The organism is Cyclonatronum proteinivorum, assembly GCF_003353065.1.
Classification (GTDB): Bacteria; Bacteroidota; Rhodothermia; order Balneolales; family Cyclonatronaceae; genus Cyclonatronum; species Cyclonatronum proteinivorum.
On the sequence record NZ_CP027806.1, the window covers coordinates 3,843,929 to 3,857,408 of the forward strand.

Sequence of the window (13,480 nt, forward strand, 5' to 3'; positions counted from 1 at the left end):
TTACTGTAACTCCTTAATAAATTCAACTAAACCAAGAATTTCACGTTCGCTCAGTGTTTGTGCGTAAATAGTAGGCATATTGTTGGGATAGCCTACATTTACCTGTGCATTTGGGTCTACAATGGCTTGAACAAGGTATTCTTCGTCTGCTATTCTCCGTGTACCATCTGTAAACTCACGCTCTCTCATGTAAAGTCCGGCCATTGTAGGACCTACACGCGATGAACCATCAATAGAATGACAGCCCTGGCAACCGGCACTTGTAAAGACCAATTGACCAAGCTCTGCAAGAGGTAATGCGTCTAAATCCCGGCCAAGTTCATCTTCTGTCCAAGCATCAAACTCTTCCTGTGTCTTGGCTCTTACAATACCATTCATCATGGAATGACCGCCCCCGCAATATTCCGTACAAAAGTACACGAATTCACCCGGACGCACAGCTTCAAACCATGCAAAAGTGTACCGGTTTGGAAGCAAATCTTGTTTAAGACGGAATTGCGGAACAAAGAAAGAGTGTATAACATCCCCATCTCTTGAACGCATGATCAATCGTACAGGCTGTGCTACAGGTACCGTAAGCTGATTGGCTTCTCGAATACCGTTTGGATGCTCGAAATTCCAACCGAATGAAAAGCTTTCAACATGCACTTCGTATGCATTAGCCGGTGGCGTCCGCATTTCAACGTAATCATTAAATCCCCAGAAGAACACAATGAGAATAAGAATGAGGGGGATTACGGTCCAGGTGACTTCAAGAGTAGTGTTGTGTGTTATTAATGGTGTTGTGTCTTCCTGAGATTTTCTCCGGTATTTAATGGAGAAATATACAATAGCGATTGTAATTCCTACCAATAGTATGAGGCTTACTATATTTATAAAATGAAATAAGCCATCCACATTAGCTGCGTACGTAGACTCAGCTGATGGAAGAAAAAAATTAGTTAAATATTCCATAATTATATTTGCTGTTAATCAAAACTAAGACCTGTTGCATCTTTTTTTCTCTCGCGTAACCAAAAGCCACCCAGGAAGATACCTAACCCGAGAAGTATCACTACTCCGCCAACCTTCATGATATTCATAGCATAGGGAACATATGAACCCGAGTCAGGATCGAAGGTAAAACAATAAAGTGCAATACGCTCAAGCGTAGAACCTACTCTGCCGCCTGCCGCATCAAATAATGCATTTCTGACGTCCATTTCCCGGTAAGAAACACCATATAAATAACGGGTGATTCTCATTTCAGGAGAGATGAACATAATTGCAGACCCATGCAGAAATTCCTGCGCTTCTTCGCTCCACACAAATGGAATCCCTACAGATTCGGATATAGCATCAATATTTTCCTGCGTACCGGTAAGGAAATGCCAACCTTCTTCAATACCGGATTTATTCATCCTGTCTGCGTAACCTTGCTTGACTTGAGAAGCAAGCTGATAGTCTTCGTTAGGATCTATACTAATGGTTACGATGTCATACTCAACGCCGGGAGTCCATCTCACCTGCTCTACTGCATCGGCAACACCATTTAAAATGAGGCTGCAAATACTGGGACAGCTGAAATAGATGAGATTGAGGAGTACGGGTCTGTCAGACTCGAAAAACGAGCTTAGTTTAACTTCTTCTCCAAACTCATTAGTAAATACCAAATCCTCCGGAAGGTATTCGCCTAATTGTTCCTGAATTTGCAACTGCTCCAACAGACGCGCATTGGCTTCTGTGGCCGGATTGGTTGTCTGTGCAAACAATCCGTCAGTTGCAAAAAGAGTAGTGAATAGTAGAAGTGTTAGTAGCTGTATTTTAACAGAAAAATTCAAACTTGAGTACTGCGGGTTTATCAATTATTGTTGCGTTGGTTTATTAAAATAGTTTTTGCGCTATCAACCGGGATTCTAAAAATCCCGGCTTCTTCATCAACCACTTCAAGCGTAGTCAAATGTCTTGCTGATTGCTCTCTGTGCTCATTCAATACGGGATACTCCGTATTGATAGCTTGTTGGAATTGTGTGTCAAACTTCCAGAACTTGTAGAGATTAAAAGCAATTGCTATCAGGATTACCACGACAATAGAGGTTGCAACAGTCCACAACACAATTCGGGACATACTAAGTTCATCAGCCATCACGCCATCATTGATTGACGTTTGGGCGTCTGGATCACTCAGCTCAAAGTATTCCTTATCAGAATTATTTTTATCTATCTGCATGTCAGTAAACGAATTCAGTGTTTGTTGAGTGATTCAATGAGCTTGGGATCGTTTTTAGGGACCATGCTCTGTTGTTTAAAGTAGAAGAAAAATAAACCTAAAAAGATACCGGCAAGAGCAAGAAATGTAGCGAGGTCGAGCCAGTGGAATGCAAAGGTATCGTGCAGTGAAGGCATAATGAGCCAGTATAACTCAACGACATGACTTATTACAATAAAGACAGCCATGGTCTTCAGCACTGTGAAATTACCCTTGGCAGGTTTGGAGAGTAAAACTATGAAGGGAATTACAAACCGGCCAAAAATCACCGCATAGAAGATATATTGCCAGTTCCCTTCTAATCTGTAGAAGAAGAAAAGCGTAGCTTCAGGAATGTTTGCGTAATAAATAAGGAAAAACTGACCAAATGCTATGTAAGCGTAGAAAACTGTAAAGGCAAATAACCAGGCTCCCAAGTCTCTGATATGAGCTTTATTAATCGTGTTGAGCAAAAGTCCGTTATTCCGCAAATAAAAAATTACAAGCAACAGAATAGCGAATATAGCCTGAAACGACATAGCGAAATAATACACGCCAAACATGGTAGAGAACCAGTCAAAACGCAGCGACATAATCCAGTCGAAAGAGGCAAAAGCTACTGTGAAACCAAAGAAGAAAATGCCCGGAGCGCTGATTTTTCTGAGCGTCGTATCAATGCCCCAATCGCCGGTCTGATCCATCTTTATGGAGTTCTGATACAGCTTGTATCCCAGAAAAGCCCAAATGGCAAAGTAAATGATGTTACGCGCAACGAAAAACGGAATATTCAGATACGGTGATTTATACTCTCTTAATCCTTCATAAAACGGATGGTATTGTTCCTGTGTCCATGGGAAAAGGGTTGTCATCCCAATAAGAATAGGAATAAAAAGGAGCCCAAAAACCCACAAATATGAAGAAAATGTCTCCGGAATTCTTCTAAGCGTAGTACCCCAGCTTGATCTTGTAATATGATGTATCATAACAAGAAACAGAGAGCCGAGTGAGATACTAATAAAGAAGGTAAAGCTCGTGAGGTAGGAGTGCAGAAATTGCTCAAAGTTTACCACAACGCCAACGAGACTTGCTATTATCCCTACAACCCCGATTGCTATAATAATACGTGAAGGATTTGCACTTTCGGGAAATTCAATACTGTCAGTAAGCTTTGTATGTGCCATTATATAATTACTGAGTCGTGATTAATTTTGTGTAGCAAGATCGGAAGTCGGGTCATACAATCCGAAATCACCTGCTGTCAAACCAATAGAATTTACTTCTTCTTCTGTAGCTGCCTGACTGATCTGAAGCGCTCTGATATATGCAACAATAGCCCAGCGGTCTTCAGCTCTTGGAACAATTCTTCTGAAGGTCGGCATACTTCCTGCGCCATTGTAAATAGCGCTATATATTCCGCCATCAACCATTTCAAGAAGCCTGTCTTCATGGAATGATGGTGGTGGCACATATCCTCTTTCAATTACCAAACCATTACCCAAACCGGAAATACCGTGGCATGGACTACAGGTAATTTCATACTGTGCGCGCCCGCGGTTCAGTAATTCACGGGTTATTTCTACCGGGATAAAATCTACCTGTGAGCCATCTGCATTTACACCCTGATACATGGCAAGGTCCTGACGAAGATGTCCGCGCGCAATTGTACCTTCAACAGGTACACGCATAGCTCTGCGGTCTTCGAAAAAGTCGTTAGGCTCAAATGCCTTGAATTTTTGCTGCCAGTACATGTTTTGCTGAGGCTGTATTTGCGTTTTCTCGCTTGGCATACCCTGACAGGACGCTAATACGAGTACCGCAATAAAGAGCATCAGAAGATATTTGCCTTTTGAAATTGAAATCATTTTAGGGTGCTCCTCCTATTCGTAGATATTTTCAATGTGTGACGCACCTGTTGATTCCAGGAACTTATAGGTTTCTTCCTCAGAATACATACCATCTTCAGTTTCAATTGTAATGAAAAACTTGTCATCCGTTACCCTGTTGAATGTTTCGGAGTTGAACAGGGAATTGTGATGCTTCGGAAGGTTATTGAGAAACAACATGCCAAATACAGCTGCAAAGGCAGACAACAGAATCGTCAGCTCAAAGGTGACTGGCACAAAAGCCGGAAGATTAACAAATGGTCGCCCACCAATATTTATGGGATAGGCAATTGACGCTGCCCAAACCTGTAAGGCGATACCACCGGAAAATCCAACGAGCGCATGGCTCAGTACTATCCAGCCTAATTTTGATTCTTTCAGACCCATTGCATCATCCATCCCGTGGATAGGGAAGGGACTGTGTGCATCAAACTTGGTATAACCGGCCCGGTTTACCAGCTTTGCAGCTTTCATCAGCTTGGCCGGATTGTCATATTCAGCCAGAACAGCAAATGTCTTTTTCTCTGTGTTTTCGGATACTATAGTGCTCATCTTTAGCTGGCTTATGCGTTAGAATCGTTAGCTTTTTCCTTGACGGGTTCATTGCCGTCTTCGTCATAATAGTGCGGATCAGCCTGTGGCATTACCATTTTAACCTCAGCAATGGCTACCATCGGCAGGAATCGCAGGAAGAGCAGGAAGTTGCTGAAGAATAAACCGAAAGTCCCAACATAGGTTAAAACGTCAACCCAGGTCGGAGAATAATAGGCCCAGGAACCCGGTAGAAAGTCTTGTGCCAGGGAAGTTACGGTAATCACAAACCGTTCAAACCACATCCCGATGTTCACAACTATTGAGAGTATGAATGATACTGTAATGCTTCTTCTCATTTTCTTGAACCAAAAGAAATTAGGTGCAATAACATTACAACTCATCATAATCCAATAGGCCCAGGCGTAGGGCCCGACAGCCCTGTTAACGAAGGCAAATTTTTCGTATTCGACCCCCGAGTACCATGCTATGAAGAACTCCATGATGTAGGCAAAACCAACCATCCAGCCTGTTACGAGAATAATGATATTCATCTTCTCTATATGGTCGATGGTCATAATATCTTCAAGCCCATATATCTTCCGCGCAATGATCATGAGTGTCATTACCATTGCAAAGCCCGAGAAAATTGCACCCGCTACGAAGTAGGGTGGGAAAATAGTCGTGTGCCATCCGGGGATGATCGATACGGCAAAGTCAAAAGATACAATAGTGTGTACAGAGAGTACGAGTGGCGTGGCGATACCAGCCAGAATCATGTAGGCCTTCTCGTAATGCTGCCATTGTCTGTTACCACCTGTCCAGCCGAGTGCAAAAATACCGTACAGCTTTGCAGCAAGCTTACTTTTTACGCGGTCTCTGAGAGTTGCAAGATCCGGAATCAATCCCACGTACCAGAATAAAAGTGATACCGTAAAGTAAGTCGATACAGCGAACACGTCCCAAAGCAGCGGGCTGTTGAAGTTTGGCCACATTTGCATCTGATTCGGAAGCGGAAATACCCAGTAAATTACCCAGATTCGACCGACGTGTACGGCTGGGAATATACCCGCACACATTACCGCGAAAATGGTCATGGCTTCTGCAAACCTGTTAATTGCAGTACGCCAACCCTGTCTGAAAAGGTAAAGTACAGCACTGATCAGCGTCCCGGCGTGACCGATACCGACCCACCATACGAAGTTGATAATCGCCCAGCCCCAGGCTACGGTATTGTTCAGACCCCAGACGCCGGTACCTTCCCAAATGAGATAGGCCAGCATAAGGAAAAGCAAACCCAGCAAAAGGTTTGATATCCCGAAGGCGATGTACCACCAAAATGGGGTGGGTTTTTCAACAATGTCGGCTACCAGTGCCGTGATGCTACTGAAGGTATGGTTCCCCTGCACGAGAGGAGCTTCTTTTACATAACCACTATTACTGCTCATGTATGACTGCTTTGAATTGTAGTTCTTGGTTGCAGGGCTTACGCCAGCTCATTATTTACATTTCTGAGTTTGGCCAGGTATGAGGTTCGTGGCCTGATGTTGATTTCTTCCAGCATCACGTAGTTTCTGTCGTTGCGTTTAGTCCGTGATATAATGCTGTTATCGTCAGTTAAGTCACCAAAAGTAATCGCCTGTGAAGGACATGCCTGCTGACAAGCTGTTTTAACTGTACCGTCAGCCGGTTTAATCGAGTTACCGGTAGCATTCTTGGTTGCGATCTTGGCTCTGTTGATACGTTGCACACAATAGGTACACTTCTCCATCACCCCTCTGAAACGAACAGATACATCCGGGTTCATTGCCATCTGAATAATATCCGGATCATCATCCATTTCGAGCCAGTTTTTAGCATAGTTGAAGAAGCTAAAACGTCTGACTTTGAACGGACAGTTGTTTGAACAGTAACGCGTACCAATACACTGATTATAGGTCATCTGATTCAGACCGTCATCACTGTGGGTTGTTGCTGCAACCGGACAAACCATTTCGCAGGGCGCCTGCTCGCAGTGCATACAGGGGATGGGCTGATGAATAACCTGCGGGTCTTCCTGATCACCTGAGAAATAGCGGTCAATCCGTATCCAGTGCATCTCCCGATTGCGAACAACTTCACGTTTTCCAATAACCGGGATGTTATTCTCGGCCTGACAAGCAATGGTACAAACACCGCATCCTGTACAGGCGTTAAGATCTATCGCCATGCCCCATTGCGGCTGATGGCTCGGGAAAATCTGATCGTTAAACAGGTTAACCGGATGTCCGTCTTCCTCACGACGCCCTGGCACATATACCTTGTCGGCAGCGATTCGCGGATCTTCCTTATACTCTTCTAAAGTTGCCTCACGCGCCAGTGGACGCCCTTCCATCGAATGGTGATTTTGGGTACACGCAATCGGGAAATTTCTGCGGGCTACTTCCATCGAGACAGATTCAGCCGCGACCAGTGAGGCCGTGGTAAACCCTACATAGGCATTGTGACCAATATCATCCGCTACCCGGCCGACAGAAGTTCTGCCGTAACCAACATTAATGGTGATACTGTTGTCTGCATGTCCGGGCAGAATCCATGCCGGCATTTGGAAGGTTGTTCCATTTACCGTGATGTTAAGAAGATCATAATCCGTTTCCCCGAACTTACGCTCACGGACACCAAAACGGCTTGCCGTAGCCGGGCTCATCGCGGCGACGTTATCCCACGTAATCTTGGTGATAGGATCCGGAAGCTCCTGAAGCCAGCCGTTGTTAGCATAGCGACCGTCAAATAATTTGCGGTCTGGTTTCAGCACCATTTCGATACGATCAGGATCTGTTACGCTGATGTCCTGAAGCATACTCTGCATCGCAGTACCAAAGCCTGAGGTCAGAGAAGCTGTTGCAGCCTGGAAACGGGTGCCGCTGTAAATGCCATCATGGATGGTTTTTTCCCAGTTCGTCTGAAAATCAGTAGGGAATACTGACTGCCATGTTTCCCGAACAATGTCGAAACACTCCCGGCTTTCGCCATGCAATATTGCGCTTAAAAACTCAGTCTCACACTTACTTCCAAACAGCGGCTGAATGGTGGGCTGAATTACGGAAAGATGACCTCTGTAATCAGCTACATCTCCCCAGTATTCCAGGTAGTGTGCGCGCGGTACGTGCCAGGTGGCTTTTGACGATGTTTCATCAACATGATTCGACAAATGGATGGTTGTATCAACCTGATCCATCAGGGAAGCGAAATCTATTGAAGAAGGCGCGTTAAACACAGGATTGCCCCCAACAAGTACAACCGTATCTACCTGACCATTTTGTACGGCTTCAGCTACGCGTGCGAGTGCGTCGGGATCATAAGAGCTGTCATGGTAAGGCACCTGAACGTATTCAACTGTTTCACCGGAATTACCAAGGGCGGTGTTTATGGCAGCGACCATTGCGTGTACCGCTACACTGTTCTGTTCACCAGCGGCGATGATTGATTTGCCGCGATTTGCCAACAGCTCCTGAGCCAGCACGCTTACCCACATGTGCTGACTAAATTCATTGCTCACACCACTTAGTGCAGAAAGGCCATTAACTGATTCTGAGAGTTTGCTTCCCAGGGCAGCAACAAATGCAGGTAAATCGCCTGCTTTTAGTCTCAGGCGGTGATCAGCGTTTGAGCCGGTTACGCTCAGATCATTTTCGACAACATAAAGACGGTTCATTGAGTCTTCTGAGGATTCAACCCGCCGACGGTTGGCATAATCGAGGTTGCAGCGCACCATATCGGGTGCAAGACCCATGAAATCAAAATCCAGCGAAACAACCACATCGGCATTTGCGAAGTGATAAACCGGACGAAGTTTGCGACCGAATGCTGTTTCAGTACCGGCTAAAACATTATGTGGACCAAAAGGCTCATAGGTTGCCCACATCGCGTTAGGGAAGGTACTGAGAAGCTCTGATTTCAGTCTGTTTACAGAGGGCGAGCCGCTTGCTTCACTTACAAATGCGATTCCTCTGTTTCTGATGGAAAAATGATCTGCACAGAATGATGTAAATGCTTCCCAATCAGACCTTTCACCGTTATTTCGCACAAAGCGGGAGCGGTCAGGATCATAGAGATCAAGAATAGAAGACTGCTGGAAAATATTGGTTGCACCTTTACTGGAATCATGATCCGGATTCCCTTCTACTTTTGTTGGTCTTCCTTCATTTGTTGTTAAAAGAACACCAACACCGTAGTCCTGAAACGGCACTGCAGAAGCATATTCGAGCGGGATTCCACCAACAATTTCTTCGGGCTGCTTGTGATAGGGCAACAGCTTCTGAACAGGCTTACGGCATGCAGCAAATCCTGCAAGTGCAACGGAAGCACCCATGATTTGCAGAAAGTTCTTTCTGGAGTACCCGTCCCGGAGCTCACTTGCTCCTTCTGGAAATTCACGGCTTACATATTCTTTATAGGCTTCATTCTGAGAGAGTTCCTGCAGACTGCGCCAATACGTTTTTTGCTTAGTACTTGACATTCCGGATAATTAAGCTTTTTAGAAAGTTAGGCCTTAGCGATGGCACGCGTTACAGTAAATTGGCGGAGCGATATTCTTCTTCGAAATCACCATCTGTGCAAACTCAAAATGGTTCTCTTCGGGCTCCCAGGCCATATTTGTTACTTCTTCTACAGGTCTCAGATAGGGAGCCGGGTTGTTATGGCAATCAAGACACCATCCCATACTCAGCGGCTCAGCCTGCATAACAACTTCCATTCTGTCAACCCTCCCATGGCAAGTTGCACAGCCCACACCCACATTCACGTGAGCGCTGTGGTTGAAATATGCAAATCCAGCCAATTTGTGGATGTGAACCCATTCAACCGGATTACCCGTATCCCAGCTGTCACGCAGGGGCTGTAGTTTTTCACTGTCAGTAGCTATCTGCACATGACAGGTCATACAGGTTTCTGTTGAAGGGATACCAGCACGTGCCGACTCCCAAACAGATGTATGACAGAACTGACAGTCAATACCCAGTTCAGATACATGCAGTCTGTGGCTGTAGTCGATAGGCTGTACAGGTGCATAGCCAACTTGCGTAAACTTCGGAGAACCCCAGTACCAGAACCCGAAAATAACTGCAAGGAGTAGCAAATTAACAGATAATAAAAGCCTTTTAGGGACCTTATTGGACCACTTCGGAAAAAGTTGCGCCATTAGGAATAATTATTTGATTGCACGGATTTTGAAGAACCGTTTGTAAAAATAGCGTAATTGAATTGCGTAATATACGATACAGCATTGCTCAAACCCCGACCTTTGTAACCCCTGACTGAATTTGAACTCAGTCTAAATTAATTGATCCGGATGGAACGCTTGCTCGTAGCTCGAATTAAAAATAACAGCTTTAACTATAAAAACCCACACTATTTACGCATGAATGCGCTTTTAAACCCCTTAATCAGCCAGCCTGTTTGTATAAATCGTTCTGTTTTAACGTGATACAGTATCCATCTTTTTTTATAGAATTTCATCATATCCCAAATCAATAAATGAATAGCAATATTCGATTATTGCTATTCATTTATTGATATACTATTTAACCCTTTGCCGGACTTCAACATAATAGATCGTGGATAACATCCGGACTATTCCCCCTTTTCCTACGCTCTGAAGGGCGATCCTCCCTCTGAAGCGTGTCAGCCAGCCTGAGATTGCGGCACGGCGGCTTTTTCTGCTGAAGGCCTGAAGGAAACAAGGTAGGCTCTCACACGCTCAATCGCTTGATTCGCTGATACATATACAACAGGAATCAGGAAAAGGGTGATGAGTGTTGAAGCGGTCAGACCACCAATTACAACCCGCGCAAGTGAAGCCTGAAGCTCACCGCCTGCACCTATGCCAATTGAGAGCGGGATGAGGGCCAGGATGGTGGTAAAAGTAGTGAGCAAAATGGGTCGAAGCCTCAGCCGGCCTGCTTCAACAACGGCTTCTTTAATACTTAGCTTTTGTTCACGTCTCATCAGGTTGATATAATCGACCAGTACAATTGCATTGTTGACCACAATTCCTAACAGCATCATTACCCCCATCAGGCTTTGCAGGTTCATGGTCGTATTGGTGAGAATCATGGTTGGCACGACGCCTACAATTGCAACCGGCACGGAGAACATCACGATCAGGGGGTCAAGGAAGCGTTCAAACTGAGCTGCCATGACCATGTAAATGAGAAGCAAAGCCATAATGATTGCCAGATTGAAATCACGCTGCGCCCGCTGCTGCTCTTCGTACTCCCCGCCGAAATAAATCGAAAAACCATCCGGCAGCGGAATCTCTGCAAGATCAGAACGGATCCGGTCCACGGCCGTCCCTAAAGGTACACCGCTTTCGAGATTAGCTGTTATGAAAGTGACCCGCTGACCGTTGATACGGTTGATATTGGTCGGGCCACGCTCCGGAACCTGCTCGGCTACGGTTGAAATGGGTACGATATCCCCCTGCGCGGTGCGGACATTAATGTTATCAATATCGTGAATGCTTACCCTGTCTTCGGGTCTCAGGCGTACGGTGATGGGTATTTCCTCTCCGTCCATTCGAAATACGCCTGCCCGGCGGCCACCAACGTTCGACTGTATTGCTGCTCCGAGATCCTGCGCTGAGATACCAAGTCTTGACATCCGCTCGCGGTCAAATCTGATATTCTGCTCCGGCCGCCCTTCACGCACACGGGCCCAAACGTCAGCGACGCCTTCAATATCCTCAATGCGATCGCGAATCATCAGGGCAAGCTCTTCGGCTGTTTCAAGGTTGAAACCCCGCAGCTGTATCGCCACAGATTCGGTATCGTCCCCCCCTCCGGAACTGAAAACCCTGCGCAGTACCCAGAGTCCGGTTCTTGCATTCACACGTATTTCAGCACCGGGGATTGTTCCTGCGAGGCGCTCTCTTATTTCGTCGGCCAGCGCATTGGCGGACTGTGTACGGTCGGCATAATCCACCAAGGTGAGATCGATACGGGCATTTCCGTTCCGGGCCTCTCGTGTGATGTACCGCACATCGGTCATCGGCACAATACTGTCAACAATGGCATTAAGTTCCTGCATATACTCATAGATGATGGCGATATTTGTGCCGCCATCCATGTTCATGCTGATGCGAATTTCATCGGCCTCAGTCTGCGGAGCAAGCTCGAAGGGAATGTCCGGAAGCTTGTAGAATGCGAGCGCAACCAGCACCGCGGTCACGGTAACGATGGTTCCCTTAAATCGCAGGGCTGTTCCAACGCCGTGTGCATAGGCGTTTTCAAATCGTGCCATAAACTGCTGCCAGCGCGGACGCTTGCTTATATCCGGATGGTCCGGCTCAACCTTCAGATATTTACTCGAGAGCATGGGTACGAGCGTTAGCGCCACCAACAGCGAACACAACAAAGAGAATACCACAACAAGCGCTAACTCTTGAAACATCATACCGGTAACGGTAGTCATAAAGACAACCGGCAGGAAAATCACTGAGGTTGTAAGGGTACTTGCAACAATGGCACCGGCAACCTGTTTCGTACCGATAAGCGCGCTTTTCTTCTTGCCCTTACCATTTTGCCGCTGCCGCACAATATTTTCAAGAACTACAATGGCATTATCTACAATAAGACCCACACCGAGCGCAAGTCCGCCGAAACTCATCTGATTCAAAGTCAGGCCGCCGAAGTACAAAAGTCCGAAGGTAGCAATGATGGATATCGGGATTGTAATTCCGATAATCATCGTAGCTGAGCCATTGCGGAGGAAGGAAAACAACACGATGATGGCAAGTATCCCGCCCCAAATGGCTGCATTCCGAACATTGTCTATCGACTGATTGATGTAGTCACTCTGGTCTGTAATGACGCGCAGCTCAAGGTCTGACCTTTCCAGGTTTACCCGCCTCACCTCTTCATGTACCTGTCGGGCAACGGCGACGGTGTTGGCGCCGCTTTGCTTACGCAAGCCCATCCGGATGGTGGGACGGTTGTCTATCTCCACATACCGGTTGATTTCCTGATACCCGAACGTTACCTGCGCAACATCACCCACCCGAATCGGCACCCCATCTACGGTGGTGATGATCGTATTCTGAACATCTTCAACTTCTCTGAACTCCCCCAGGGTGCGAACATAAAGGTCATTTAACCCTTCCTTTATGTTTCCTCCAGGCAGGTTTACATTTTCACGACCAATGGCATTTACGACATCATTTGCCGTAATATTAGACGATGTAAGCCGCTCCCGTATCAAATCCACATGAATTTCACGGTAAACCCCGCCCCATACATCAATGGAACCGATACCCGGTATTTGTTCAAAACGCTTGCCGATTTCACGCTCCAAAATGCGGGTAAGCTCAGACATTTCCCGATCAGAAATGGCGCCGATGACTACGATTGGGGCATCATTAGGGTCGAAGCGCCAGATACGCGGGGGATCAACTTCCGGCGGCAGGCTGCGCCTTACGCGGTCGAGTGCGGCACGAACATCATTGGTAGCCTCGTCCAGATTGGTACCCTGCGCAAAATGAAGGGTCACCCGACTGTTGCCCTCGCTCGAGTTGGAATTCACACGATCAATATTCGGCACGCCCGCAATGGCATTTTCAATCTGATCTGTGATAATGCGCTCCATTTCCTCCGGACCGACATTGTCGTAGTTAACCGCGATCGTAAGCTGCGGATATTCTATGGGAGGAAGCAAATCAACCGGAAGCATCCGGAAGCCGATAATTCCCAAGGTGATCACAATGAGGTAAATCATTGCGGTTGCAATGGGGCGTGAGACCGCTTTAGCCGATAGTGACATATTACAAAGAGTGGTTCAGTTCAGATTAAAAATTATGAAGCCGGGG

Annotated in this window: 10 protein-coding genes; all 10 read right to left on the minus strand. The window is 46.2% G+C overall.

All coding sequences use genetic code 11. From position 1 onward, the window contains the following. Positions 1–954 carry a cytochrome c oxidase subunit II gene (gene coxB, locus CYPRO_RS14675; protein ID WP_114985333.1) on the minus strand — a complete coding sequence of 318 codons (954 nt, stop codon included), beginning with the start codon at positions 952–954 and terminating at the stop codon, positions 1–3. A gap of 14 nt (positions 955–968) precedes the next feature. Continuing rightward, complete coding sequence (locus CYPRO_RS14680; protein WP_164682838.1) at positions 969–1,820, minus strand: SCO family protein; 852 nt, start codon at positions 1,818–1,820, stop codon at positions 969–971. Positions 1,821–1,840: 20 nt separating this feature from the next. Next, on the minus strand, positions 1,841–2,209 hold the full coding sequence (locus CYPRO_RS14685; protein ID WP_114985335.1) for a hypothetical protein: 369 nt from the start codon (positions 2,207–2,209) through the stop codon (positions 1,841–1,843). Positions 2,210–2,223: 14 nt separating this feature from the next. Further along, complete coding sequence (locus CYPRO_RS14690; RefSeq protein WP_114985336.1) at positions 2,224–3,408, minus strand: hypothetical protein; 1,185 nt, start codon at positions 3,406–3,408, stop codon at positions 2,224–2,226. Positions 3,409–3,429: 21 nt separating this feature from the next. Then, positions 3,430–4,089 carry a c-type cytochrome gene (locus CYPRO_RS14695; protein ID WP_114985337.1) on the minus strand — a complete coding sequence of 220 codons (660 nt, stop codon included), beginning with the start codon at positions 4,087–4,089 and terminating at the stop codon, positions 3,430–3,432. A gap of 15 nt (positions 4,090–4,104) precedes the next feature. Beyond that, positions 4,105–4,662: a DUF3341 domain-containing protein gene (locus CYPRO_RS14700; RefSeq protein ID WP_114985338.1), complete on the minus strand. Its 558-nt coding sequence runs from the start codon at positions 4,660–4,662 to the stop codon at positions 4,105–4,107. A gap of 11 nt (positions 4,663–4,673) precedes the next feature. Further along, a complete protein-coding gene (nrfD, locus tag CYPRO_RS14705; protein WP_114985339.1) occupies positions 4,674–6,089 on the minus strand; it encodes an NrfD/PsrC family molybdoenzyme membrane anchor subunit in 1,416 nt (471 codons plus the stop codon). A 38-nt stretch (positions 6,090–6,127) separates the two neighbouring features. Next, a complete protein-coding gene (locus tag CYPRO_RS14710) occupies positions 6,128–9,139 on the minus strand; it encodes a TAT-variant-translocated molybdopterin oxidoreductase (RefSeq protein WP_114985340.1) in 3,012 nt (1,003 codons plus the stop codon). A gap of 33 nt (positions 9,140–9,172) precedes the next feature. Next, a complete protein-coding gene (locus CYPRO_RS14715; RefSeq protein WP_333472983.1) occupies positions 9,173–9,757 on the minus strand; it encodes a cytochrome c3 family protein in 585 nt (194 codons plus the stop codon). 545 nt (positions 9,758–10,302) lie between these two features. Then, the gene (locus CYPRO_RS14720; RefSeq protein WP_114985342.1) at positions 10,303–13,434 is read right to left on the minus strand and encodes an efflux RND transporter permease subunit; all 3,132 of its coding nucleotides are present in this window, start codon (positions 13,432–13,434) and stop codon (positions 10,303–10,305) included. Between the last annotated feature and the right edge of the window lie 46 nt (positions 13,435–13,480).